The sequence below is a fragment of the Parasedimentitalea denitrificans genome, assembly GCF_011813015.1.
GTDB classification, from domain to species: domain Bacteria; phylum Pseudomonadota; class Alphaproteobacteria; order Rhodobacterales; family Rhodobacteraceae; genus Parasedimentitalea; species Parasedimentitalea denitrificans.
Window position 1 is genome coordinate 1 of the sequence record NZ_QHLQ01000033.1, and the last position, 26776, is coordinate 26776.

At 53.1% G+C, this 26776-nt stretch carries 22 protein-coding genes; 10 read left to right on the forward strand and 12 right to left on the reverse strand.

The window, feature by feature from the left end; translation table 11 throughout:
* Window positions 1-1240, forward strand: a protein-coding gene (locus DL239_RS19885) for an IS3 family transposase (RefSeq protein ID WP_240932083.1) whose coding sequence is annotated in 2 segments (ribosomal slippage) — window positions 1-224 and window positions 227-1240 — 1238 coding nt annotated over the 2 segments. Because the reading frame shifts where the segments join, the coding sequence is not laid out codon by codon here. This gene is flagged as partial in the annotation.
* 312 nt (window positions 1241-1552) lie between these two features.
* Window positions 1553-2047 carry a hypothetical protein gene (locus DL239_RS19890; RefSeq protein WP_167685848.1) on the forward strand — a complete coding sequence of 165 codons (495 nt, stop codon included), beginning with the start codon at window positions 1553-1555 and terminating at the stop codon, window positions 2045-2047.
* A 567-nt stretch (window positions 2048-2614) separates the two neighbouring features.
* On the opposite strand, the gene DL239_RS19895 is transcribed toward DL239_RS19890, so the two are convergent.
* A complete protein-coding gene (locus tag DL239_RS19895; RefSeq protein WP_167685849.1) occupies window positions 2615-5053 on the reverse strand; it encodes a coiled-coil domain-containing protein in 2439 nt (812 codons plus the stop codon).
* Between the two features lie 134 nt (window positions 5054-5187).
* Here DL239_RS19895 and DL239_RS21535 point away from each other — a divergent pair, with 134 nt between their 5' ends.
* Window positions 5188-5346, forward strand: a complete 159-nt coding sequence (locus tag DL239_RS21535; protein ID WP_206188560.1) for a hypothetical protein — start codon at window positions 5188-5190, stop codon at window positions 5344-5346.
* A 1720-nt stretch (window positions 5347-7066) separates the two neighbouring features.
* On the opposite strand, the gene DL239_RS19900 is transcribed toward DL239_RS21535, so the two are convergent.
* The 10 genes from DL239_RS19900 to DL239_RS19945 form a co-directional block, all read right to left on the reverse strand.
* Complete coding sequence (locus DL239_RS19900) at window positions 7067-7750, reverse strand: HAD family hydrolase (protein ID WP_167685850.1); 684 nt, start codon at window positions 7748-7750, stop codon at window positions 7067-7069.
* 86 nt (window positions 7751-7836) lie between these two features.
* Window positions 7837-9033: an ABC transporter substrate-binding protein gene (locus tag DL239_RS19905; RefSeq protein WP_167685851.1), complete on the reverse strand. Its 1197-nt coding sequence runs from the start codon at window positions 9031-9033 to the stop codon at window positions 7837-7839.
* Window positions 9034-9069: 36 nt separating this feature from the next.
* The gene (locus tag DL239_RS19910) at window positions 9070-10182 is read right to left on the reverse strand and encodes an ABC transporter ATP-binding protein (protein ID WP_158981539.1); all 1113 of its coding nucleotides are present in this window, start codon (window positions 10180-10182) and stop codon (window positions 9070-9072) included.
* Between the two features lie 16 nt (window positions 10183-10198).
* A complete protein-coding gene (locus DL239_RS19915) occupies window positions 10199-12022 on the reverse strand; it encodes an ABC transporter permease (RefSeq protein ID WP_167685852.1) in 1824 nt (607 codons plus the stop codon).
* 2 nt (window positions 12023-12024) lie between these two features.
* On the reverse strand, window positions 12025-12900 hold the full coding sequence (locus tag DL239_RS19920; protein ID WP_158981541.1) for a MurR/RpiR family transcriptional regulator: 876 nt from the start codon (window positions 12898-12900) through the stop codon (window positions 12025-12027).
* 547 nt (window positions 12901-13447) lie between these two features.
* Window positions 13448-13864, reverse strand: a complete 417-nt coding sequence (locus DL239_RS19925; protein WP_167685853.1) for a tyrosine-type recombinase/integrase — start codon at window positions 13862-13864, stop codon at window positions 13448-13450.
* 211 nt (window positions 13865-14075) lie between these two features.
* Window positions 14076-14921 (reverse strand): fumarylacetoacetate hydrolase family protein, encoded by an 846-nt coding sequence (locus DL239_RS19930; RefSeq protein WP_167685854.1) that lies wholly within the window; start codon window positions 14919-14921, stop codon window positions 14076-14078.
* A 20-nt stretch (window positions 14922-14941) separates the two neighbouring features.
* On the reverse strand, window positions 14942-15694 hold the full coding sequence (locus tag DL239_RS19935) for an SDR family oxidoreductase (RefSeq protein ID WP_167685855.1): 753 nt from the start codon (window positions 15692-15694) through the stop codon (window positions 14942-14944).
* A 55-nt stretch (window positions 15695-15749) separates the two neighbouring features.
* Window positions 15750-16991 carry a PfkB family carbohydrate kinase gene (locus tag DL239_RS19940; RefSeq protein WP_167685856.1) on the reverse strand — a complete coding sequence of 414 codons (1242 nt, stop codon included), beginning with the start codon at window positions 16989-16991 and terminating at the stop codon, window positions 15750-15752.
* The gene (locus DL239_RS19945; protein WP_167685857.1) at window positions 16988-17842 is read right to left on the reverse strand and encodes an amidohydrolase family protein; all 855 of its coding nucleotides are present in this window, start codon (window positions 17840-17842) and stop codon (window positions 16988-16990) included. The genes DL239_RS19940 and DL239_RS19945 overlap by 4 nt, the downstream gene beginning before the upstream one ends.
* A 102-nt stretch (window positions 17843-17944) precedes the next feature.
* On the opposite strand from DL239_RS19945, the gene DL239_RS21940 reads away from it, so the two are divergent.
* Window positions 17945-19057: a mannitol dehydrogenase family protein gene (locus tag DL239_RS21940; protein WP_167685858.1), complete on the forward strand. Its 1113-nt coding sequence runs from the start codon at window positions 17945-17947 to the stop codon at window positions 19055-19057.
* Complete coding sequence (locus DL239_RS19955) at window positions 19054-20034, forward strand: aldo/keto reductase (RefSeq protein ID WP_167685859.1); 981 nt, start codon at window positions 19054-19056, stop codon at window positions 20032-20034. The genes DL239_RS21940 and DL239_RS19955 overlap by 4 nt, the downstream gene beginning before the upstream one ends.
* On the opposite strand, the gene DL239_RS19960 is transcribed toward DL239_RS19955, so the two are convergent.
* Complete coding sequence (locus DL239_RS19960) at window positions 20031-20948, reverse strand: GntR family transcriptional regulator (RefSeq protein WP_369410597.1); 918 nt, start codon at window positions 20946-20948, stop codon at window positions 20031-20033. The genes DL239_RS19955 and DL239_RS19960 overlap by 4 nt on opposite strands.
* A gap of 138 nt (window positions 20949-21086) precedes the next feature.
* On the opposite strand from DL239_RS19960, the gene DL239_RS19965 reads away from it, so the two are divergent.
* From DL239_RS19965 to DL239_RS19985, 5 genes are all read left to right on the forward strand, one after another.
* A complete protein-coding gene (locus DL239_RS19965; RefSeq protein ID WP_167685861.1) occupies window positions 21087-22100 on the forward strand; it encodes an ABC transporter permease in 1014 nt (337 codons plus the stop codon).
* Window positions 22101-22143: 43 nt separating this feature from the next.
* The gene (locus tag DL239_RS19970; protein WP_167685862.1) at window positions 22144-23082 is read left to right on the forward strand and encodes an ABC transporter substrate-binding protein; all 939 of its coding nucleotides are present in this window, start codon (window positions 22144-22146) and stop codon (window positions 23080-23082) included.
* Between the two features lie 101 nt (window positions 23083-23183).
* The gene (locus DL239_RS19975; protein WP_240932084.1) at window positions 23184-23930 is read left to right on the forward strand and encodes an ATP-binding cassette domain-containing protein; all 747 of its coding nucleotides are present in this window, start codon (window positions 23184-23186) and stop codon (window positions 23928-23930) included.
* Entirely contained in the window at window positions 23927-24943 is a 1017-nt protein-coding gene (locus DL239_RS19980; protein WP_167685864.1) for a zinc-binding alcohol dehydrogenase family protein, read from the forward strand. Before DL239_RS19975 ends, DL239_RS19980 begins: the two co-directional genes overlap by 4 nt.
* A 4-nt stretch (window positions 24944-24947) precedes the next feature.
* Complete coding sequence (locus DL239_RS19985; RefSeq protein ID WP_167685865.1) at window positions 24948-26444, forward strand: UxaA family hydrolase; 1497 nt, start codon at window positions 24948-24950, stop codon at window positions 26442-26444.
* Window positions 26445-26776 lie beyond the last annotated feature (332 nt).

Here is a 26776-nt window from a genome sequence, read left to right on the forward strand (position 1 = left end):
ACGGTCTGCGTGGCGAGAACAGCATTGCTGAACTGTGCCGCAGAGAAGGGATTTCGCAGGGCGTTTACTACAAGTGGTCGAAGGACTTCATGGAAGCCGGGGAACGGCGGTTAGCCGGTGATACGGCTCGTGCTGCGACGACCGATGAAGTCAAAGATCTGCGCCGTGAAGCCCGTGACCTGAAGGAAGTAGTGGCGGAACAAACGCTGGAGTTGCGCCTTCTCAAAAAAAGCATGACAGGGGATGGGGGCGACCAAGAATGAGGTATTCCGCATCTGAGAAGCTGGAGATCCTCCGACTGGTTGAAGGCTCGCATCTGTCAGCGCGTCAGACGTTGGCCAAGTTGGGCATTCCGCGCACCACATTCTACCGTTGGTATGACCGATATCTGCAACGTGGTGAGACAGGGTTGCAGGATCAATCACCCAAGCCAAAGCATGTCTGGAACCGCATCCCTGACGAGGTGCGGCGCAAGGTAGTTAAGCTGGCCCTGAAGGAGACGGAGCTGTCACCACGGGAGTTGGCGGTGACCTTCACCGATCAAGAAAGCTATTTTGTCTCAGAGGCTTCGACATATCGGATATTGAAAGCACACGACCTGATCACCAGCCCAGCCTTCATCGTGATCAAAGCCGCTGTCGAGTTCAAAGACAAAACCACGGCGATCAACCAGCTCTGGCAAACCGACTTCACTTATCTGAAGATCATCGGCTGGGGCTGGTTCTATCTCAGCACGATCCTGGACGATTACAGCCGCTACATCATCTCGTGGAAGCTTTGCACCAATATGAGGGCTGAGGATGTCACGGATACCTTGGACCTGGCTTTGCAGGTTTCCGGCTGCGACCAGGTTCACGTCGTTCACAAGCCGCGTCTGCTGAGCGACAACGGGTCAAGTTACGTCTCCGGCGATCTGGCGGAATGGTTGCAGGACAAAGGAATGAAGCACAGCAGGGGCGCACCATATCATCCCCAGACACAGGGCAAAATTGAGCGTTGGCATCAAACCTTGAAGAACCGGATTCTGCTGGAAAACTACTTTTTACCGGGTGATCTCGAGGGCCAGATCGAAGCCTTCGTCGACCATTACAACCACCAACGCTATCATGAGAGCCTGAACAACGTCACGCCAGCCGATGTCTACTTCGGCCGTGACAAAGCCATTCTGGAACAACGAGAAAGGATCAAGCAGAAGACGCTCGAAGCGCGGCGCTTGCATCACCGCAAACACGCTGCATAATCAAACCAACCAGATGAGCCAAACTCTCACTTGTTCAGGCTGCTTTCGGTTCCAAAAACTCTGACGACGGACACCTTATCAAATTATCCTATTTGGACCCACAAGCGCTGACGTCAGACAGCTAAGTACTCACTCCTCAACGCTCTTTCCAAAGAAAAGCAGCTGGGAGTAGCTTGGTATCTGTACCCAAATGAAAATCACAATGACGATGGAAAACACACAGCGTACCTTAACCAGCCGGAAGTTTGGCGGGAGCGATCAGCCGATGTCTTCGACGGCTTAAAACACTTGGTGCAAAGTGGTCGGAGGGATGTGAGGGAAGTTGTAAAAAGAGAGATTATTTCACCAATCGCTGTTGCCGACGAATGTCTGAGTTATTCAAGTCGTCGTTTGGAAGACAGGACTGTCTGGCGAGAACAGTGGTTTGACCGTGTTCGAACTACTCTGGAAAACTGCGATTTGGTATTCATCGATCCAGACAATGGGCTATGCCAAAATGATCGGTTCAACATCGGCGTGTCAAAGAATTGGAAACGGCTGCCATTAAACGAAGCAAGGAGCCTTTCTGAGGGGCGAATGGCCATCATCTACCATCACAACTCTCGTTTCAAAGGAGGGCACGCTGCGGAAAACTTGTACTGGTCTGAGCAACTGGAAACTTGCTCGTTTGCTGTACGTTTCAGGGCTTATTCCGCGCGGACATTCTTTGTCCTGAATGCAGACGCCAAAGCAACAGCCGCGGCAAAATCTTGGGTAAGTTGCATGGGAGAAAAAGCCGAATTTGTACTAGGCGCAAACGGCACGTGAAGTTTGATCGGGAACTAGTTTGTCTGAAAACTGGATTAGCCCTAGTTTTTACCGACCAAGGTCTATTGCCAGCCATCCATCGCGGCACTCTGTCTCGCAACTTTCCTCATTTGTTTCCGCTTTATCCCGCGTTTCCTCAACACAGATATGATAGAATATCAGCCACTTAGCTACCGATTTCAAACACAGGACATGGCTGCAGGCTACGCTGGGTCTAAGCCCTGAAGTGCATCATTTAATGTTAACATCACGCCCCTCTTAACAATTTGTTCACCAAGATTTTTGAAAATCACGCTATGCGTGTATGGAAAGCTGAAGCATCGAAAACAGACGACAGACGACCTAGCAAGTGGGGACATGTACTTGCAGTCTCTGAGACAGTGGCCTTGGATCTGTGCCGTCGAACCAGCGGCCTCCCTTTCAATTGGGTTCACGCCAAGCAGGAGCGTATGCTCTGGCCAGGCGCGAAGGGAGAGACGATAAACCGGTCTGAGTAAGCACAGTCACGCTCCACTGGAAAAGGGCAAAACCTGATTCAAAGCGACGGAGGGACCTAGCGTTCAGACTTCAAGGCATCGACAGCATGTTGAAGGTCTTGGTACCGACCGGAGACGGACCTTTGAACTCGAGGGTACCGGTGTAATCCTTGTTCGGCCGCCACTCGAGGTGATCTTCGTCGTTGTTGGGATACATGGTGACCATAGTGAACGAGGCGGTTTTGTTAGAGCGCCGGAAGATCGCAGTGGCACCCTGGATCATGTTCTTGCCGGTATCGTCAGTCTCCATCATCTTGACCTGAAGTTTCTTGAACAATTCGTCGAGGCCGATATTGCCGTCCTGGAAGTCATGCAGGAAGCCCTTCGCAGTGGGTTCATCGAGGTGCTCGCTCTTCTTGCCCACCTTCTTCACTGCATAACCCCATCCAGCACCGCCGCTCTCGTTTATGCCGAGGGTAATCTCGAGTGATTTAAAGTCGTTATAGCCGGTACCAGTCTTTTTCTTGTACTCCTGATATTTTTCCACGTCCTTCGCAATTTTATTGAAAATGTCGAAGGCGCGCTTTTCCAGCACCGGCGTCGCCCACATCGAGCCCACTTGACTGGCGCCGGTGTTCGAGGCGGTGGCGACGATGCTCTTCGCGGTCTTATCAACATCGACGATCACCCGCTTGCCGTCTTCCTCGGCATAAGTGATGTCGATCGCGTTCCATTTGACAGTAGTGTTCTTGGCGCTGCCGTCCGGGTTCCGTTCGACACTGCGCTGCGCGGTGCCCGCTGGGTTAGAGGTGCTGTCGGGGGCCACCCCGCCACGGTTCTTTACCTTATGCTTTGCGGCGTTTGAGTCGGAGGTGTCGTAATAGGCCTCGGTCGTCGCAGCGCGGACGCCTTGCGCTTCCAGCCCTGTCTGCGGGCCGTGGCGGCCCATGCCGTGCTTGCCATCGCGGATTTCTTCCTTCAACCGCTTCTCACGCCACTCAACCGCTGCACCCATCTCTTCCAGTGTTTCCTGAATCTGCGCCTTGGCCGCTTCCATCGGAATGTCGTCGAACAGAGTATCAAGTTTAGTGAGATCCGCTTCGGCTGCCTCGGCAATCCGTTTCAGGTTTGGATCCACCGCCGAGGCGGCTTCAAGACGTGTAAGCAGTTCGCTATGTTGCCGCCGCTGCTCAGTCAGCGCCTCACGAACGCTGTCAAGACGCTTTTCAGCGGTGTCAAAATCCTTCAGTAGCGCAGTGGGATCGCCTTCGTTTTCCTTTGTCTTCAGAATGGCGAAGCGGATCTTTTCCAACTTCCCGCGCTCCTGTGTCACTAGCCCCTCGGCTTTGCGCACCCACACGACCTTCTTCTCGATCACAGCAGTCAGCCGTTCGGCCTCGGATCCGGTCGCCGGAGTCTGGGTCGCGCCAGCTTTGGCCTTTTCCTTATCGGCCATCGCCAGCTTCGCAAATTCGAGGATCTTCTTGTCGAGCGCCACTAAAACCTTAGTGACATTGGCGCTGTTCCCAGTCTCGCGCGTCTTATCTGCCAGGCCCCAAATCTTGCGCAGTTCCGCGCGCTCGTCGTCGGTAATCAACGCCTTAATCCGGTCGAACCGCTCCATGACCTTGTTCCAGAGACGATCGGATTTCTCTTTGAGACTCGGATCCTCGGACTTTTCGCCATCTGTCGGCGCGTCGCCTGTGAGCTTTTGAATGCCCTTTAGCAGCCCGTCGGAGAGCTTTACTATCATATCGACTTTCGGCACGTCCGCCTTGGCCAATTCTTCAATCTTGTCCAGAATATTCTTCAGCGTCTGAATGCCCGGACCCGACATTTCCTCGGGCAAACTATCGAAGCTCGCATTTGCCTTGGCCAGAAGTTTTCCAGCGGCCTCTTTCCGCTCGCTAAGCGATGGCAAAGACGAAGGATCGGAGAGCTTTCTCACGGCCTTTTCCATCGTCGCAAGGTGCTTGCGGATCGTCAGTAAATCTGGTGAATCTTCGTCGGCCAGATCTCCAATCTTATCACGGAGGTCGCGCAGAGCATCGACACCGCCGCCCATGAGCCCCTTGGGGATGCGACTAAAGTGCTTGCGTGCCTCCTCAGCAGCATTTTCGGCCTGCGCCTTCTCGGGGTCCACCGCAACTGCCGCTCCAGTCAACGTTGCGTTGGGATCAAGTCCATCGACCAGCACCGCCGACAGTGCAGGGTTGACCTCCTTCATCAGCGCGGTGAGTTTTTTGCTTTGGATGCGGCCTTTCGACAGAATGATGTTCAACTCCTGCCCCTTCAGGAAGCACTCTCCCAAGGCATGCGTCTTCGATTTATCCTTCAGGATTTTCAGATCGGCTGGCGGCACCTTGCCAAACAGGAACATCTGTCCGTTACCAGCTCCTGTTGACAGACCGTCGTAGTAATAGAACTTCAGAATCGTGTTGTCCTTCAGCTGGCTCTTGAGTTCGGCCTTGGCCTTGCTGACATATTTGGCGCGGTCAGCGGTCAAATCGGGGATGTTGGTAAACGGCATGCAATATCTCCAGAGGATGAACTGAGCCAAGGTAGTCGCCTGAATGCGTTTTCTTCAACCCCTAGCTGACGCCTCCACCGCCATACCAAGCCTAAAAGTGTATCGGCATCCGGGTATTCGAACAGTTAGCAATAATGACCGGTCCCCTCCCCGCCTTGGGTGCTTGTCTGGCAGCAGGCAAGCTGCCGTTGGTGCAAGGCGTAATTCCAGCACAAAGGATTTCGGCCGCTTGGCGACTGTTTTGCCCGATCAGCGCTCTGCGCCGTTTTCAACAACTATCGCAGCGCCCATGAGCTGGTAATGTACGTCGGCAGGATTCTAAGGTCCAAAGGCGGCCTAAACTAAGAGAGAGTTTGGCTCATCTGGTTGGTTTCAATTTTCATGGCGGTCGCTACTTTCCAAATAGGGATTGAGGAGATTGCTAACTCCTATTGTCCTGATTTCCAAATCAACTTCTTCCCCATTCCAGCATCCGACCGCCCCGGTGACCTCAACCTCTAGCGGTGGTCGGAGTATCGGGCAGGTGACGTGGGTCTCTGATATACTCAAACATCCCAGTTCTAGTCAGCAGTCTCTAGGGAAGGTCAGCAGGTCGATCTCATCAGAGGTCTACCTATCCTGCTCAGGCACCCATGAGGTTGCCCCGACGAGGAAGGTTGTGGAAGTGGTTAGCTCGAGTTGGCGATGACCGACCTAGCTGGCCAACCTCTGCCTGTAGAAGTCAACTAACAGACAATTGCCCAACTTTTCCGTTTGAGAGGCGGAAGTTAATGTCAACCTCAGCTTTTGGCCTGTCAACAGCCACCAAGGCAGTGCCTGTTAGGTCGCCCGAGCATGTGAGAGGAATTGTAATTACCGAGTTTGTGGCCCTACTTTGTGCTTTGGTAAGTTTGCCAGTGCACTGCCATCCATTGACACTTGTAATAGAGATGCCCTCCTCCAGCGCACTATTCTGCCAGATTTCACCTATGATGGGTTCACCGTTTGTCATTTGGCCCGCTCCACCACGAGAGATTTCGCAGCCTGCAAGTGCAACAACTAGCATCAGCGGAGCGAGGGTATTTTTAGATAGCTTCATGTGAATTTGCAACTTTCAGGATTGTCATCTTGACTAAATACCCCCTGACGAGCGAGCAAGGCAAGAAGAAACAAGTGTAATTGCGGCGAGTGTTCTAGAGGCATTGGATGTATATAAATTGCATTGCCAATATTCTTGCGACACTCGCCTCCAATTGCGAATAAACTGAGTAAATTCAAGTATCTAACAAGAAAATCATCATGGAAATGTATAGATGTTTACTTACTTCCCACTGCTTGTATGCGGGCGGCTTAGCCCTTCGATGCGCGTTGAATTGGGGGCTCAACAAACGCTTTGACCTTAAGGACACTGTCCCCTCAGTCCTTTCTGCAGCCCTCATCGTACTTGCTGGCTTGCCTGACCGGGTCAAACCAACCGCATAGCCGCCGTTAGTGGTGATCGCGTCTAATGGCCGTTTCCAGCCCTTCTGTGACACTGGAGCGCAGTGCAGCATGGTGGGCGTATGAAACGGGAAAGGGCGGAGAACGGCCGTTCGCCGTGATTTGCTCGAACGACCGCTGTGCGGAAAGGAAGACCTTGCCGCAGCGCGGTGGGCCACTTAGCCATGACAGCAGCCCCAGTTACTTGGGGGAAATCGGTTAAGAGGTGTTGCAAATGGGCTTGAAGAAACGATTGTCCAATAGGGGCACAAAATGCCAAAATCAGCCCGTCCCCGCGACTTGTATCAAGATCCCTCAAGCGCGTTAGGCGACTATCGCAGAACAAGCGTCTAGCAGACCCTAGATCAGTAAGAGATGCACAGAAGCGGAGACCGACGGCACTAGGAAATCAGTTTTCCCAGACCGTTGGTTGAATGGGCAGATTTCATCCGTCGGCATCCTACTTTGGAAACGGCAGTGTTTGGGAAGCTGCCAGTCGTGGAAACTTAAACAATTTCTCGTTGGTGCTTTGTCTGAATGATCTAGGAGCGACTATTATGCCAAAGACATTTTTTTAGTTCCATCTATCTTGCTCGGGATATCGAGAAGCTCACTGAACTTGTCGATCGCGTAGTCAGAGGAGACGCAATCTGAATCGGCGTTGAAGCGCACTGTTGTTAGTCCAAGCCTTTTCGCCCCGTCGATTTCCACCTGAGCATGACCGACAAAAATGGCGTTTTCTGGTTTTACGCCGATTGGTTTCAGAGCCGCCAAATAAATACCGGGTTCCGGTTTGATCACACCCAACTCGCAGGAATCTGCATAGGAATCCCAGATCCCATCAATTCCAATGGTTTTGAACCATTCGTTCTTTTCTGCAGGTGGGTTGAAGGTATTTGTCACGATCCCCAGTTTTATGCCACGCTGCTTCAAAGTGTGTAGGGTTTCGGCAACCTCCGGGAAGAACGTCACATCGCGTTGCTGCGAAAGGAGCAGCTCGATGCCGTCCTGAACATCCTGCGGATCGGTGACGCCATAGTGCCCCATCAGCCAAGTCATGAAATCACGAACACCGATCGCACCAGCATGGGCCTTTAACCGCATTTGTCGCTCAACCGGATCCTTGGCCATGGGCTCACTATAGCCTCGATCCGTGAGAAACTTTGTGACAGCCGCCTTCCGGCGTGGCTTACTATACAGGATATCGCCTGCGTCAAATAGAATTGTGGAGATACTCACAAAAAGTCCTTTCCGGTCACCCAGAGATTTAGAAGAAGAATTGGAAACGCTCCGGCAAAGCTTCTCTTAGCCGGAGCGTAACAGGTTTAACCAAGCGCCAAGTACAGCGCGAGGAAGCCGTATTTGGTGAAGTAGATTTCTTCAGGGTTGATTGGCCACAAATTGAGATCGTCGAATTTGGGCAGGTTAAAGTCTTCGACCTGAGTTGCTTCGATACTGCTGCGCGCGGCATAGTCTCCGGGTTCGTTCCAAGGTTTGAACCCGTCTTCTTCCATCATGTATCTAATGAGCAGTTTGGCCGCGTTGGGATGAGGGGCCTCGTTGGCCATAACCAACGCGGTTGGGTAGCTGACACCAAACACTGGATCAAGGTCGTAAATCGGCGCGGCAGCATAAATCCCCTCTTTATTTTTGCGCATCTTTGAGAAAGTTGTAATGCCCAACGGTGGGTTATCCTGCTGCACGTCACCTACGTTTTTAAAGATTTTTGTTGTTGACCCCTGAAACACAGGCTCGTTGCCCAAGAAGCGGAATAGCCACTCCATCCCGGCATCCGGCTCAGTGATTGTGGCGTTGTCTTCAACCGCTTCCAGAACGCCTTCTGAATAGGTGATAGGTTCACCAAATTCTCGTTCATAGGCCGCCGCCATTTCTTCTGCATTGTGAAGCACGGTTTGAATGAAGTTGGCGGATAGGCTGTCTTCCAGAGGGCTGGGCAACAAGGTGCGGCCCTTCCATTCGTCACGGGTCAAGTCCCAAAGAGAGTCAATTGGGGCGCCACCGGGGTTGAGAGCCGTGTTATAATAGACCACCCTGCTGCTGTGGCGTTGGATCAAGAACGGCTCTGTTTCACCGGTGTCCAGATCATCGGTCATTCCGTCGGGAATGAAGTTCCACACCAGCTCATCTGGTAGGGCTTCGTTAAGCAAAAGTGCTGCTTCGGCGTTGAACAAGACGTCCACCGCGTGAACCCCAGCATTGTTTTCACGGCGGAGCTTTTCGATTTGAAGGTCGGACGGCATGTCATGGCCGATAATATCGATACCATATTTTTCTTTGAAACCATCAACCAGCTTGGCAATCCGTGAGGACACGGAATAAATCACGACCTGGCCTTCTTCGCGGGCTGCGGCCTCGATAGCGACCCAGTCTTGCGCTTCGCCCGCATAAGCACCAACACCGGCTGACTTTTGCCAGGCGTCATCCGCTGTGGCAAAGTTGCCCAACATCAGGCCCAATGCGGCCGTCGTGGCCAATAGCTTCAGATTTATTTTGGTTGTCATTTCACTTTCCTCCCTAAAATTTCGCAGAATTCCTTCTCAGCCCGCCTTGGCCACCTCTATGTCAGGCGGCGTGACAAGAACGCCGGTTTGAGCGTCGTAGATGTTGAGCGATTGACGTTTGAACGAGAGTTTGACCGTCTGGTTGGTTGCAAACTCGGTGTCGTGGCCCACCCGGACGATCATTACGGTTTGTCCGCGCATCAGTTGGATGATGGTTTCCGGGCCATTGGGCAGCACCGCTGAAATCTGGTAGTCTTCACCCGGTGTATTGAGATCAGCCGACAGGGTGATGTCTTCGGGGCGGGCACCAATGATCACCTTTTGCACCCCTGGCGCCCATCCGGTTTCGATCTGGATGTCTCCGTTTGAAAAACAAGTGCCGCGCCCATCAACGGTATCAAGTTCGACCAGATTGATCCGCGGCATGCCAATGAAGTCAGCAACAAAAGTGTTCTCCGGCTGACGATACAGCTGATCTGGGGGCGAAATTTGCTGGATTTCACCATCCTTCATCACCACCACGCGGGTCGACATGGTCATGGCTTCGGTTTGATCATGGGTGACATAAACTGTGGTGGCTCCGGTGTCAGATTGGAACCGTTTCAACTCAACTCGCATGTCCATGCGCAGCCGTGCGTCAAGGTTGGATAAGGGTTCATCCATCAAAAACACAGGCGGTTGTGTAGCCAGTAATCGGGCAAGGGCCACGCGTTGCTGTTGCCCACCGGACAATTCCGAAGGGTAGCGCCCATCCAAGTGTGCCAACCCAACATCGTCCAGTACCTGGTCAAGCCGTTCGTCGGCCACACCTTTTGGGGTCTTAAGCACATCAAGGCCAAATTTCACATTGTCCCGCACGCTCATGTGTGGCCATAGCGCATAGCTTTGAAACACCATGCCAAGGTTGCGTTTTCCGGGTGGCACCATAGTGTTGTTTTTGGAGGAAAACACTACGTGATCCCCTATAATGATCTCACCTTCGTCCGGGGTTTCCAAACCGGCAAGACAGCGCAAGAGGGTGGTTTTTCCGCAACCCGAAGGCCCAAGAAGTACCAAAAACTCTCCAGATTCGATTTCAAGTGACACATTGTTCAGAGCAGTTGCTGACCCATAACGTTTGGTCAGATTGCGAACGGTTATCTTAGCCATAGTCTTCTGCTCCTCCTTAGGATTGCTTGTCGCGCAGGCGCGCCATCTTGCCCTTGCCGATCCACATCAAGATCAGCTCGCCGATGATTGTCAGCACGGCCACGATCAAGACCAGCGCGTTTGAAAGTTGGGACAGACCTTCTTCGGCATAGCCAAAGCCAACGGTCATCAGCACCCGTGTTGATGGTGTGATCAGTAGGATGATCAGCGACAATTCCCGCATCACTCCGACAAAGCTGACCATCATGCCTGACAAGACCCCCGAACTGGCCAGCGGCATGATGATGCGGCGAAACCGCATACCCCAACCTGCACCTGCCAGTTCGGCTGCCTCTTCCAGCTCTTTGCCGATCTGGGTGACCGCAGTTACGCCGGTCTTCACCGAATAGGGCAGACGAGACACAACCGAGATCAGTACCAGCAGGGTAAATGTGCCATAGAGCGCTGGGATCGGGCCAACCGGCTCGGCAAACAGAGTCAGATACATGGCGCCAAAGGCGATTGTCGGGAACAGGAACGGAATGAACGAAATCTGGTCCAGAGCCCGGGCCAGCGGATTGTCAGCGCGGCGTACTGAAATATAGGCAATCACCAAGCCAACTACCGAGGCAATCACAGCAGAGATGAAAGCCAGTTTCAGCGTGTTCCATGTGGCCCCCAAAATGATGTCATTGTGCAATACGCCAGGTTCACCAAACGCAATTTCGGGATTTGAGGTGCCGAACCAGAAATGGCTGGTCAGGTTTTCAAGCCCATAGAACCCGTCGATCAGCATCACTGACTGCACGCCAAGCAGGATCAAAGGCAGAATACCGACGGTGAAGCTGAACAATGCTACTGCGGTGAAAACCGGCCATCTCCAAGCTCCCAGTGCGATTGTGCGGCTACGAAATCCTTTGCCACTGATGGTTTCAAATCGGCGCGACTTTTTGCCGACAAAGCGATTGGAGAACCAGATTGCCACCAATGACATGGCAATCAGCACGATGGCCAACACAAACGCCATGGAATCCAGCCCTAACGCCAAGTTGGCATACACCATCGTGGCGACGGTATGATATTGGGTTGGCGCACCCAACAGGAACGGAAGCGCAAATTGGCCAATGGTCTTGCCAAAGGTCAGGATAAAGGCAGCTGCAAAGGCGGGCGCTACCACTGGGAAAGTGATCCGACGCAGGATCATCAACCGACCTGCCCCAGAAATCAGCGCGCCTTCTTCCATTTGAGAGTCAATTGTGGCCAACGCGCCGGCCACCAATAGGTAGGCAAACGGGAAATAGTGGATCGCGAGTGTAATAGAAATCGGTACCGCGCCATAAGATAACCACTCAGGTGGTGCAGTCCCCAAAAGCGCTTCGAACAATCCAGGCTGTCCTCCCACCTTTGGGCTGCGGAATACAGTTTCCCAAGCTAGAGCAATGGCGAAGCTCGGCAGGATATAAGGCAATGTCAGGATTGGTTGCAGCCAACGTTTGCCCGGCATGTCTGATCGCACGACGCACCAAGCCAACACACCGCCAGCAAGGAGAGCGAGAATAGTTGACACGATGCCGGTAATCATCGTGTTGATCAGCGGCCCATACAGAACCTTGGTCGAAAGTGGCCCGGTGGTGGCCTGCAGCCAGTGAAACCAGGTAAACTCGCCTGGCACTGCATCGCGCGATAGGCGGCGATCTCCTTGGCTCCAAGTCAGTGTTTCAATTGTAAGTTGGATAAATGGCCACAACACAAGGTAGGCCAATACCGCCAGCAGTAGCAGCATCAGGATATTGACGGGATCCGTTGCACTCCTGTGCAGGCGGGATCGCAATCCGTGGGCTGGAACGGAAATGTCGCTCATTCTCAGTCCTTATCATTCAGTAAGTTGGTGCGCAGAATTTCGAGGGCTTCAAGCCCATCAACTGCGCGTTCTGGGTTCTTGTGAGCCAATGTCATTGCAAGAGCTTCACACAGAACCATCGGGCCAGTGCGAAGCTGCATAACACCCTCGTCCGGTCGATTGACCATCAATGTGATGTCAGGGCGAGGTCGTGCTGTCAGCCCGGTTGAATCGCAAATGAGAATGGAATGCGCACCAATTCGTGCGGTGTGTGCGATCAGCCCTGCATATCCAGCAGGTAGCGATTCCGGCGCCTGGAAGGCAAAAAAGATAACGGCGTCGCCCTTGCGCAGCCCCATGAATTTTTCTGCCAAATCACGTCGCTGCATATTTAAGGCAACGTTGGTAGTATACCCGTTGCGGCGTAGGCGACGATCAAGGTGTACTGTCAAAGGCGCAGCCCCACCGCGGCCGACAATATGGATCGTGTTGGCGTTGGCAAGGCGTTCAGCGGCGGCGTTGATTTGCGTTTGCGAGATCGATTTTTGCAATGCGTGCAGTGCTTCAATTTCGCTTTCGATCAAGGCGGATAGGTTTGAGCCTTGCTCAATGGACACCATTCGTTGCTGGCTGCGTTGGCTCAATGCCACACCCGGTTTGACCTCGGTTCGCAGCCGGTCGCGCAATTCGGGATAACCTTGAAAACCTAACTTGCGTGCAAGCCGGACAACAGTGGACGCATGCACCTGCGCCTCTTCTGCCAGCTGTGTGGCCGAAAGGAAAACGGATTGCTCTGGATCATTCAGAATAACCGACAAGATTGATCGATCTGATCCAGTCAACTTGCCGTCAAAGGCCTTAACGACCTCACTCAACGGAGAGGTATCTACGTCCTTCATAATGCCCTCCAGCAGCTTCTTTGCAATTCATGTGGCATAAAAATGATTCGTGCAACAACTATTGCAGAAGTTAATGCATGTACTTCCAGAAGTTAACCGGAACGGTAACTGCGAGTACCTTTGCAGCCTTGGCCAGAACCCATCATGGGCTTACACGAGCATCGCAGGAGGAGGGGCCATTCGCCGCGATTGGTCTCTAGGTCGGCTTTGGGGCGGTCGCACCTGTTGCCCTAGCGTACCACACTGACTTTGCAAAGGTCGCTACCTGCGCATTGCTGCCGTTGGAGTTGGCGGCAGCGAATGTCCTGAACTCGCCCTATTACACAAATAACCTTGGACTATTGCTTCTCAACATTCCTGTTTTGTTTCCGCTTTATCCTGCTCTTCTCTCAACGCCGGAACGTGGAAAATCAGTCACTTAGCTACGGATTGCAAATCCGTGTACACGAGTTCGATTCTCGTACTCGCCTCCAAGTATTTTCAGTGACTTGCGTTGCTTCGGACACTGCACTGGTACCTCCGTTTACAGTAGCGTTTACAGTTTTGTTCATGATGCACCCCTAAGGGCAGCCGACAGCTTGATCAATACAGAGTCAGTTTCGTCCGGTGAAACTCTTGCGTAATGTTCGATCACATTGGCGGCATGGCGGATTGACCACCCCATATGGTTAGCAATCTCTGACAAACTCAAACCTGCGTACAGAAGCCGGGTCGCCGCAGTACCTCGCGTATCTTGCAACCGCAGATCTCGAGACAGTTTGGCCTTATCCCGCCACTGTCGCAGCCCATCAGAAGCACGATGCTCCGTTAGTTGATCACCTGACACATTAGTTAGGATCAACAATTTTCCGGGCTCGGTCTCATCAATGACCTTAGCAAGCGTCGGCGTGATTGGAATATGAACCAACCTCTTTCGCTTGTTTGTGCGAACCCGAAGACGACGCCCCAGTGGGGTATTCTCCATGGGCCACTTTTAAACGCTTATTGACAGTCTGGTACATGCAGCAAGTCATATAGGTTGAGTAGGAAGCCATTACTTTCGTCTTCGAGCCTGAAAAATATGTTTTAGTAAAAGTCAGACGCTAGTGGACGGCACTCCGGCTCCAGCCATAGCAATCCCGCATTGGAAACACGGGATTGCCTGACCAACTCGTACAAAGGTACCTACGTCCTTTTTATTCACTGGACCTGACATTTTGGGATTGTTCGCCGAGGCCAGTAATGCCCAGCGCCATGCGATCGCCCGCTTTTAAGTAAGTTTCAGGCTTCTGTCCCATTCCAACTCCCGGAGGGGTTCCTGTAGAAATAATGTCGCCCGGCTGAAGGCTCATGAATTGGGACAGATGTGATATGACCGTCGCCACGTCGAAATGCATAGTCGAGGTAGAGCCGTCCTGATAGCGACGTCCGTTAACTTCAAGATGCATGTCCAGGTTCTGCGGATCTTCCACTTCGTCGCGGGTCACCAGCCAAGGACCGATTGGCCCAAAGGTATCGCAGGACTTGCCCTTTACCCACTGGCCAGAGCGGTGCAATTGAAAGTCACGTTCAGACAGATCATTTACAACGCAATAACCCGCGACATGCTTCAACGCGTCCTCTTTGCTGACGTATTTTGCTGCCTTGCCGATGACCACTCCCAATTCAACTTCCCAGTCGGTTTTGACCGACCCGCGTGGGATTTCGACATCGTCATTTGGCCCGGTGATGGCCGAGGTTGCTTTGAAAAACACCACGGGTTCATCCGGCAACGACATGCCACTTTCGGCGGCGTGGTCAGAATAGTTCAGGCCGATGCAGATGAATTTCCCGACCTGCCCCACACAGGCACCGATCCGCGTTTCCGCAGGAACAATAGGCAGCGTCGATGGCTCAATCGCGCGCAACTTTGCAATCTGTTCATCGCCCAGCGCATCTCCAGCGACATCTTCAATCACTGACGAAAGGTCCCGAATGGTACCATCCGCATCCACCATGCCGGGGCGTTCGGCGCCGCGGTCTCCAAAACGAAGTAGTTTCATCTCTTCCCAAATTCCTTTCGTTAAACCGACCAACCGCCATCAATGGCATGTGCCTGACCAGTCGTGAACGCACTTTCATCACTTGCCAGATACAAGGCCAATGATGCGATTTCTTCGGCTTCGCCAATGCGGCCCATAGGCTGGCGATCAATAAAAGCCGCAAGCGCACTTTCGTAGTCTCCTGTTGCGCGCAGCCGTCCATGCATCGAGGGGCTATCAACCGTCCCTGGGCAGATCGCATTGCACCGAATTCCCTGTTTGATGTAATCGGCAGCCACAGATTTGGTCAGACCAATGACCGCGGCCTTAGAGGCGCAATAGGCAAAACGGTTTGGTACGCCTTTGATCGACGACGCGACGGAGGACATGTTGATGATCGAGCCGCCACCATTTTCCAGCATTGCTGGCAGTGCAGTTTGGATCATTTGAAACATGGCCGTCACGTTCAGGTTAAAACTGAAATCCCAGTCTTCTTTGGAACATTCCAGGATCGTGCCATTGGCCACAACGCCTGCGCAGTTGAACAGGATATCCAGCGGGCCCGCTTGGCCGAGCACGTCCTTGACTGCCTGAACGTCAGTGACATCCAGCTTCACGGCTGACACGCCATCGACGGCCTCCAATTCCGCCAGAGACGCAGTGTTCACATCCGTAGCGATTACCGTTGCCCCATGCTGTGCAAACAGCTCCGCTGTGGCGCGGCCTATACCTTGCCCGGCAGCCGTGATCAGTGCGGTCTTGCCTACAAGTCGTCCTTCAAGTTGAGCCATCATAAATCCATTTCTATACTGAGAATTCTACCAGCCGCGCAGACAGAGCGGCAGCACGCTAGTCCAGATGGAACACCTCTTCCATCTCTGCCCACCACTCGCCATCGGCGCGTGTCTCGAACGGCTCTTGCATTGGGCCACAGACCGCCCACCAATCTTTGGTGATCGGATCGGCGGCGATGGCAGCGTTATCAGCCGCAAAGTCGCTGCCCGTATATTCAAAATACCCGAACATCAGACATTCTGGTTGTTTCAGATAAATCGAATAGTTGCTGAAGTTAGACGTACGCAGTCGCTGCAAGACACCTGGCCAGACATTCGCATGAAGACGTTTGTATTCATCAAGGTGTTCGGGTTTGAGCCGGATTACACTGCCCATGCGTTGCGGCGTTACAGGCTGTGTATTTGGCAAGATCGCGCCCTGATGACCGACTACGCGGCAGGCCAGATCATGTGCTGATGCCAAGGCCGTATTGTGTGTCTTCTTGCAAACAATCGCAGCCAGATACGCGCCATTGAAACTGTCACCTGCACCTGTTGTATCTACAACGGTTTCGGCGGCTGCAAAGCCTTGGGTGGCCGCCGATAGGGGCAATGGTACAGGTCCATCAGCTCCGCATTTGAGGGCACCGTTTTTTGCGCCAGAGGCTAAGATGCGATCAATAATTGCCGCATTGTCCCTGTCGCTGAATAAGTCCGCCTCATCTTCCTTTGACGGCAAAGCGATATCTGAAATTTCCCAGAACCGGGCGATTTCACGACGGGCGATCTCAGGTGTTTCCCACAGCTTGGGCCGATAGTTGGAGTCAAACGCAACTTGGAGTCCCGACTTGCGGCGCTCTGCCAGTGCGTTCCAAAGGCGGTCCCGCGCGTCTTGCGTCAGGATCGCCAGTGTGATGCCCGATAGATAGGCAAGATCAGCCGCTTTAATCGCCTCCAGATGCGGCGAAGTCTCGGTCTTGAACATCTCACGCGCGGCGGATGCATCGCGCCAATAATGAAAACTGCGCTCGCCCTGTTCATCATTTTGGATGGCATAGATTCCGATCTGGCGATGTGGGTCGCGGGTGACATAGTCCGTGCCAATGCCCTCGCCTTGCATCAATTCGACCACGCTGTTGGAAAGCACATCTTGGCCAACCGCAGTGACATAGTGAACGGCCACATCCTGTCCCTGAACTCCGCGCGCGCAGTAGATTGCCGTATTGAGAGTATCACCACCAAACCCGACATTTAGTTTGGATTCCTGGCGCGAGATTTCGGCCAATGGTTCGCCGATACAGACAATGTGATAAGTCATTCGCCGATTTCCAATCCATAAAACTTTACAGCAGTGCCACCATAAATTGCCGCACGATCTTGTTCGGAACACCCTTGCAACAGCTGTGCTGAGACTGCCCGCCAAACATCGTAATCACCGACGAGGTTTAAAACCGGCCAGTCGCTGCCCCACATGACTCTGTCAGCGCCAAACTGGCGCAGGACATGGTCAACAACGGGCTGCAATTGCTCTGTTCCCCACCCAGGCCCTGCTTCATTGGCGAGGCCAGAGATTTTGCACATAAGGTTGGGAAGTTCGGCCAAACGGGCCATGCCATCGCGCCAGGCATCCCCAGCATTCGCCCCATCCGCAATCACAGGTTTGGCGCAATGATCGATGACGATGGAAAGTTCAGGCAGTTCTTTTGCCACCTGGGCCAAGACTTTTAGGTGGCGTGGCACAACAAGAGCATCCAACCGCAGTCCTCGTTCCGCCAGCGCTGCGAGATTGGCCATAACCCTAGGCCGGGAAATCCAATTGGTGTCTTCGATGTCTTGCAGCATCGGGCGCACGCCCTTGAATTCATTGGATTGCATCAACCGGTCCAAAGTCTGCGGCGCATCCGCATCCTCAAGATCGACCCAACCCACAACGCCTTTGATGAAACTGGTTTGTTCCGCCAGTCCAAGCAAAAACTCTGTTTCAGCCACGGTCGCTGCGGCCTGAACCACAACTGTTCCTGTAATACCGTGAAGATCAATCAGTGACGACAGGTCTGGCGGAAGGATGTCATGACGGATGTCCGCGACATCGTCTGTCATCCAATCATAGTCACCACGCGAAATTTGCCAAAAATGCTGGTGTGCATCGATTTTTACAGGCTCGACCATCTCAAGTTCCCATCATGCCTACTTGACTCGAATTGTTTTGTATAATTAAAAACATTTCACGTAAAGTGCTGATCTCGGTCGACGCCTGTGAAAGGAAAATTCGTGCGAACCACCCCTATCCTCCAGTTTGGTACCAGCCGGTTTCTGCAAGCCCATGCCGATTTATTCCTGTCTCAAGCGATGGAGGCCGGTCAGGATGTTGGGCCGATTACCGTGGTGCAAAGCTCTGGCAACCCAGCGCGAGCTAAGCGTCTGGGTGCATTGATAGGGTCATATCCCGTGCGGATCGAAGGCCTGAAAGATGGGCAGCGGCAACAAGAAACAATCGCCGTTAAAAGCGTCGCACGCACTCTGTCGACTGAGCGCGACTGGGTGCAGATCGTACGTATCTTTGTAAATGAAGCGCAGATTGTTCTGTCCAACACAGGAGACGCTGGGTTTGCGTCCAATGCCAGAGACTCAGCTTTGCAATTTGACCAAGCCATGTCCTATCCAGCCAAGCTGACCCAACTATTGCGCATGCGTTTCGCGGCGGGGGCTGCACCTATACAGATCATGCCAATGGAGCTGATTGCAGACAATGGAACAGTTCTGAAACGTCGTGTGATGCAGTTGGCCGAACAGGACCCTGTTGAGTTCCGCAACTATCTTGACCGTGACGTCATTTGGGTGAACTCACTGGTGGATAGGATTGTGTCGCAACCAATCGAACCTGCAGGGGCTGTGGCTGAACCCTATGCGCTTTGGGCGATAGAAGATCAGCCGGGAGTAACTTTGCCCTGCGATCATCCCTCGGTGCAGATTGTTCCGTCATTGGGCGAAATCGAAGCGTTAAAACTATTCATCCTCAATCTTGGTCACACGTTTCTGGCTGATCGATGGCTGAGAGCACGTGGTTCACAAGACATTCTTGTCCGCAACTTGGTTCAGGATGCAACCGAACTGGCTAGCCTGAAAGACGTGCTGAACAACGAGGTTAGGCCCGCCTTTGTTGCGGCAGGGCTTGAGGATCAATTCGATCCTTACGTTGACACAACAATAGAGCGGTTTTCCAATCCATTTCTGGACCATCGGATTGCGGATATTTCGCAAAACCACCGCCAAAAGGTAATGCGCCGGATCGCTGCGATGCTGGACTGGGCCAAGGCCCAAGGCGACCCATCCATCAAGCCAATCCTCACTGAGATTGTGGCCTACAATAAGGAAACAGCATGATACCTCCTAAGACCAACCGCGTCGGCAAAACCGATATCTCAGTAACTTCACTATCGTTGGGCGGTGCCAGCCTTGGCAATCTTGGTCATGTCGTTAGTGACAGCGACGTGACCGATGTCCTGCAACACGCCTGGTCCGCCGGCATCCGCTATTTTGATACGGCCCCCCACTATGGGCGCGGTTTGTCAGAACAACGAATGGGTAACTTTTTCAAGGATATCCCACGCGACGACTATGTGTTGTCCACCAAGGTGGGGCGGGTCTTGTCACCTGGCCCACAATTGGCCGAAGCTGACGGATTTGTCCAACCTTTGCCAAATGCAGTTCGCTACGACTATTCAGCAGACGGCATCCTAGAAAGTTTTGAGAGCAGTTGCGAACGGCTGGGAACCTCTCGCGTTGAGATCGTGTTTGTGCATGACATCGGCGACTACACCCACGGCGCCACCGAAGGCGCTCGCCATCTGGAAGACCTTTTGGGATCAGGCATGTCTGCACTGCAGGACCTAAAACAAGCCGGGCGCATAGGGGCGATCGGGCTTGGCGTGAACGAAAGCCAAATCTGCATCGACGTGATGAAACAAACACCATTAGACGTCATTCTGCTTGCTGGACGACTGACCCTGTTAGACCGCGAAGCCGAAGCCGAGTTGCTGGACTTATGTGCACAACAAGGCACCAGTTTGGTGCTCGGCGGGATCTTCAATTCAGGAATTCTGGCAACCGGGCCAAAACCAGGGGCTTGGTTTGACTATGCACCAGCCTCACAAGTAATATTAGACAAGGTGACAGCCTTGCAGGACAGCGCAAAAGCAGTGGGCCTCACCTTGGCAGAGGCATCATTGCAATTTGCACTGCATCATCCCGCGGCCTGCTCTGTCTTGCTGGGAACTGGTAAAGTCAGTTCGCTGCAACGCAATCTTGATGCCGCCGACAAACAATTGTCAGACCCAGCAATGGCTTTTGTCACCACTTAGGTCGCGTGGCTATTGGTCTCAAGCGAGGACAATAGTGTTTGCTTAGAGGTGGCAAGATGGCGGCGCGCGGCCGCCTCAGCCTTATCTGCATCTCGACTGCGCAGAGCCTCGATCAGCGCAAGATGTTCACGAATGGCATCTTCGTTTCGTTCGCGCTCGTGGGTTTTGTTCCACTGAAAGTGGTAGTGGAACACGAGAGAAATGATTTTTTGAAACTCTTTGACAAAACGGTTTGTGACCACGCTGTTGATGACAGCGTGGAACTTTTCATCGAGTGGTGAAAAATCATGGAAATCGTTATCAATGCGCTGCAACAGATCCAAATGCTCCTGCTCCAGACTATCTAGACGGGCCCAAACCTCGTGGTCCATTGGAAGGGCTGCAAGATGGCGTACGGAATTCAATTCCAAGACGGTTCGAAAATCTGACAATTCTACCGCGTAGTTTTTGGTGAAACCTAGCAGCACCCAACCTCCGCGCGGCCTGCGCACGACAATACCAAAACGACTGAGTGACGAGAAGAACTCCTGCAAGGTATGGGTCGCCACAGAAAAGTCCTTAGAGAGTTGCGCGACATTCAGCACGGTACCGGGCGGAACATCCATGCGCAAAACCCAGTCAAGAAATCGGCTCTCCAGTTCCTCGATTCCCAGCAAAACGGGAGGCCCCTCCAACCGATCATCCTCAGTCGAATGACGCCTTAGGATTTTTTCGCGCCCATCGAGCGCAATAATGGAGCAGTCATCCAGCCGTGTCAGAGCACTTCGGATCACTGTTCTACTAACGCCCAACTGAGAGGCCAACGCATTTTCAGACGGCAAATACGCCCCAACTTCCAATTGATCACAAAGGCTTAAGAGTTCATTGTATGCCTCAACGAAGCGGGTATTGGTCCTTGCCATAGGTCGTATCATTCCTCTCTCGGTTGGCTCGTTATACCTGTTTTTTTTGAAATGTTCAAAAAAATTAAAAACATTTGACGGACCAGCTTCCCGCCAATATGTTTATTATTATTAAAGACAGTTGATGTCTTTTAGGGAGCAAGAACGACTATGTCCAACACTAATGGCAACACTAAATTGCGGTTCTTGCCGACCGGATCAAGCCTGCACAAACTGTCAGCTCTACTGACACTGCTGCTGCTGATACTGGCTTTCTCCTTTACCAGTCCGGCCTTTCTCTCGGTGAATAACGGTTTGACTGTTCTTCTGCAAACCTCCGTTATCGGGCTGCTGGCCATTGGGATGACATTGGTAATTATCACCGGCGGCATTGACCTGAGCGTCGGCTCTGTTCTGGCCTTGTCCGGTGTGGTTACCGGGCTGGCAATCAAGGCAGGCCTCCCAGTCATGCCAGCTATGGCTTTCGGAATTATAGCCGGTGCATTTTGCGGGTTCATCAATGGTCTTGTAATAACAAAACTGCGCATTACTCCGTTTGTAGCAACACTGGGCATGATGATGATTGCGCGTGGAGTAGCACTGCAATTGACAGGTGCCGCCCCTATCAGCCGCCTTGGCGAGGCCTTTGGACAACTTGGTAATGGCTCGTTTTTCCGCATTGTCGAAATGCAGGCCAATGGTTTTCCCAAGGTGATATTCCCAGGCATTCCTTATCCCGCAGTCCTGTTGGTCGTAATGGCACTGATTGGCGGGTTCTTGTTGCAGCGCCGTCAGATTGGCCGCCACATCTTCTCAGTCGGATCAAATGAAGAAGCTGCGCGCCTTTCCGGTGTAAAAGTCGACCGAACAAAAATCTGGGCCTACACAGCGTCGGGCGCTCTTGCGGGACTTGCCGGAATGGTACTGATGTCACGCCTTGTCACAGTGCAGCCCAACGAAGGTGTGATGTACGAACTTGATGCCATTGCGGCCTCGGTCATTGGTGGTGCGTCGCTGATGGGAGGTGTTGGCAGCATCTCTGGCAGCATGATCGGCGCCTTTATCATCGGCGTGTTGCGAAATGGCCTGAACATGGCAGGCACCTCTGCCTTCATTCAACAAATCATCATCGGGATCGTCGTGATCGGCGCGGTCTACATCGACCAAATCCGCAACCGGAACTAACCAAACTCAATCACCAAGAACTAGTTTTTAACGGGAGGAAACCATGAAGAAACTACTGACAACAGCGCTAGCCACAGGCATCCTAGCAACGGCAGCTACAGTCGCATCGGCCGGCGAGATCGCCGTGATCGTAAAAACGACGAACTCCAGCTTCTGGCAGAACGTCAACAAAGGCGCGACAGCTGCCATTGAAAGCCACAGCGACCATACGATGACGTTCAACGGTCCAGCTGCTGAATCTGCGATCGCAGATCAGGTCGCCCTGGTCGAGAACGCGATCAACCGCGGCGTTTCCGGCATCGTCCTGGCGCCATCTGATCCAGAGGCACTCGCCCCAGTGGTAAAGCGCGCATATGAAAGCGGCATCCCTGTTGCAATCATTGATAGCGGTCTGGCCGAAGGCAACGAAAAGTACTACCAGACTTTCCTGTCCACCGACAACTGCGCAGCAGGTGAGCAAGCTGCTCAGATGATGATCGACTCTGTCGGCACCGCAGGCAAAGTAGCTGTAATGTCATATGTTGCTGGCGTTGGTTCGGAAATCGGTCGTGTAGGCTGCTTTGTAAAACATATCGGTGAAAGCTCGGATATCGAGATCGTTGGTCCGTTCTACTCGCAGTCGCAAATGGCAACCGCACTGAACCAAACCACAGATATTCTGGCTGCAAACAAGCTGGTTGGTATCTTTGGTGCAAACGAGCCAACAGCAATTGGCATGGGCCGCGCGATTGAGCAAGCAGGCAAAGCTGGCCAACTGACCGCCATCGGTTTTGACGGCAACGCGGACCTGCAGGACATGGTCAAAAGCGGAACCCTTTTGTCGACTGCCGTTCAGGGTTCGTTCCAGATGGGCGAGCTGGGTGTAAATGCCATCGCTGATCTGCTGGCTGGCAACGAGATCACCAACTTCATCGACACTGGTGTTGTGATGGTCACGAAAGACAACATCGATACCCCAGTCGCACAGAACGTTTTGTACTGATTGTGCCTGGGTCAGCGAACTGACGTTCGCTGACCCAACTCTAGATTCCGATAGGACGAAAAATGTTGGACGCAAACGCTCAAGAGCCCCCTCTGGTGCAAATGTCAGAGATCTACAAACATTTTGGCGGTGTTCATGCCGTTGAAGGTGTCTCAGTTGATCTTTATCCGGGTGAGGTCGTCGGTGTATTGGGCCACAACGGGGCTGGAAAATCCTGTCTCATGCAGATCCTGTCCGGAGCGATGATACCCAATGGCGGCGAGATCTACGTGAACGGCCAAGAGGCTGATCTTAAATCTCCGCATGATGCCAAGAAATTCGGTATCGAAACAATCTATCAGACTTTGGCTTTGGCCAACCATCTGGATGCGGCGCAGAACCTATTTCTCGGACGCGAGCTGAAGACCCGTTTCGGAAACCTCGACGAAGCACGCATGCATACCGAGGCGCAAGACGCACTGCGCCAGCTGAACCCCAATTTCAAGAATCTCAAAGACCCTGTGGCTAAGCTGTCAGGTGGCCAAAGACAGGTTATCGCCATTGCCCGCGCGATCTACTTTCAAGCCAAAGTTCTAATTATGGACGAGCCGACGGCAGCGCTCGGGCCATCGGAAACGGCGATGGTGGCCGATCTAACGCTGCGCCTAAAGGACGAAGGCATCGGCATCTTCCTGATCAGCCACGACATGCATGATGTGTTTGACCTGTGTGACCGTGTGATGGTGATGAATAAGGGCCGCAATGTCGGCACCTTCCGCATCGAAGACGTGAACAAAGACGATATTCTGAGCCTCATCATCAAGGGCACATTGCCAGATGGCTGGGCGCCGCGAGGTGGATCCAAATGAGCACCAATACAATGCGAGCAGGTACAGTCGTCGAACCCGGAACATTTGCGATAGAACCTCGCCCTGTCGTGAATGAGGTTCCAGATGGCTGGGTGTTGGTTGATATCTGCGCCGTGGGTCTGTGCGGGACTGACTATCATATTCTCGAAGGGAAGCATCCGTTTCTCAACTATCCACGGGTCATTGGTCACGAACTAAGCGGCCATGTCGCACGTGATGGCGAAGGTTGGTCAGCTGGTGATCTAATCCTGGTGAACCCCTATTTGACATGTGGTGAGTGCCGGGCCTGCAAGCGCGGCAAGCCCAATTGCTGCTACAACATCGAAGTCTTGGGCGTGCATCGCGATGGTGGTCTGATCCCCCAGTTGGCCGTACCTGCGGGCAACCTCTATGCCGCGGACGGTTTGTCAGCGATCCAAGCAGCCATGGTCGAGTTTCTGGCCATCGGTGCGCACGCGGTGCAACGTTCTGGCGTGTCCGAGGGTGATAATGTGCTGGTAACCGGCGTAGGGCCCATTGGTATAGGCACGGCTTTGTTTGCGCGCCTAAAGGGTGCAACCGTCACGTTGCTGGATCTCAGCCCTGAACGCTTGGCTATGGCTTCAGAGAAGTTTGGTTTCGACATGGGCCACACAGGCATCGAGGCCGCAATCAAAGCGACGGATGATGAAGGTTACGATGTCTTGTTTGATGCCACCGGACATGCCGGCGCAATCGAAGCTGGGTTTCCGGCCGTGGCCCACGGCGGGTCATACGTTCTGGTCAGTGTGGTCAAAGACAACATCACCTTCAGCGACCCGGAATTTCACAAGCGCGAGATGCGCCTGATCGGTAGTCGCAACGCATTAAAGGCCGACTTTGATTGGGTCATGTCAGCCTTTCGTGACAACTTGATTGATGCAGAAGCCCTGTGTTCCACGGTGCTCACACTGGATGAATTAGCCGTCCAATTTAACGGCTTGGCTGAGGAACGCGCGGATCTGATCAAAGTCATCGTTCAGCTGCGGGAATAACTTTATGTCATCCAAAATACTCCTTTTAAACGATGCGGATAACGTTGCTATCACTCTGCAAACCCTTACGGCAGGCGATGACGTTGCAATTGAACCGATCCCTCGGTCACACAAGGTCGCCGTGACCGGTATTGCCAAAGGGGATCATGTTGTTCGCTATGGCCAAATTATCGGTAAGGCCGATTGCGACATCGCGGCAGGTTCTCACGTACACAGCCACAATATGAGCATGAGTGATCATGTGGCGGATTACGCCTTTGGTTCCGCTGCCCACCCCCTGTCAGATCCCGAACAACTGCGCACGTTTGAGGGCTACCACCGCGAGTGCGGGCGTGTTGGAACACGCAACTACATTGGTGTCCTGACATCAGTGAACTGTTCCGGTTCTGTCGCCCGTTTCATTGCTGAAGCGGCGGAAAAGACCGGCCTGCTGGATGAATTCCCCAATGTGGATGGCATCGTTCCCATCGTACATAGCAGTGGCTGTGGCATGTCCAATCAAGGTGAAGGTTATGACCTCCTGCTGCGGACACTTGCAGGGTATGCGCGGCATCCGAATTTTGGCGGGATCTTATTGGTAGGACTGGGCTGCGAAGTACTGCAACTGGCCGAATTGGTAGGTGATCGCAAGATTACCCAAGACGGTGCGCTTCGTTACATGACGATCCAGCAGATGGGTGGCACACGGCGCACCATAGAAGCGGGTCTAAAACATCTCACCTCGCTCGCGGGTTTTGCCAACCAAGCAAGACGCTCCCCCGCCCCGGTATCAGAGCTGGTGCTGGGTATGCAATGTGGTGGGTCAGATGGCTATTCTGGTTTCACCGCCAATCCGGCCCTTGGCGTCGCCTCCGATCTTCTGATTCAGCAAGGCGGCACCTCGATCCTGTCAGAAACATCCGAGATTTACGGAGCTGAACACCTATTGACCCGCCGCGCCGTCTCCACAGAAGTGGGACAAGCGCTGGTGGATAAACTGACATGGTGGGAAGACTACTGCGCGCGCCATGGATCGAAAATGGACAACAATCCAAGCCCCGGCAACAAACGTGGCGGGCTCACAACGATCCTCGAGAAATCGTTGGGCGCAGTCGCCAAAAGTGGACAGGCGCCCTTGTCCGGGGTATTTGAGTACGGCGCACCACTGACCAGCAAAGGCTTCGTGTTCATGGACAGCCCTGGCTACGACCCCTGCTCTGTCACTGGGCAAGTTGCGTCTGGGGCCACCTTGATCGCCTTTACCACCGGGCGCGGTTCGGTTTCGGGGTACAAGCCCGCGCCCGGCCTCAAAATTGCAACCAATTCTGATATGTTCATGCGTATGAGCGAAGACATGGATATCAACTGCGGCGACATCGCCGAAGGCGTATCTCTTGTCGAAAAGGGAGAGGAAATCTTCGAGGCGCTGATAGCCATCGCCAGCGGTCGGCACTCAAAAAGTGAAGATCTTGGGTTTGGCGGGGTTGAATTTGTTCCTTGGCAAATTGGGGCAGTTCTTTAGGCGACATCGTTTCATTTTCCCTCTGATCCGATAGTGGAAACTTGGCATGCAACGATATGTGTTTTGGAAACTCGTTACGGTTAACAGCGATCCACAACAGTCAAAAAACTCTAATTCAAGAAGGACCGCTTTGCGGGAGCTTTATCCAGCATCAGGAGCGACATCGATATCCGCAACGGGTCTTTGTCATCAGTTCCGGGAGCCCGACCGGCCTAACTTTGCAAAGTACGCTTCCCGCGAATGTTGTTGAAAAACTCTTGTTGATTTGAGGGTATATGACTGATTCAATTTCCTTATTGGCGTGGGGGGATTGGTGGCGATGTTAGGACCAA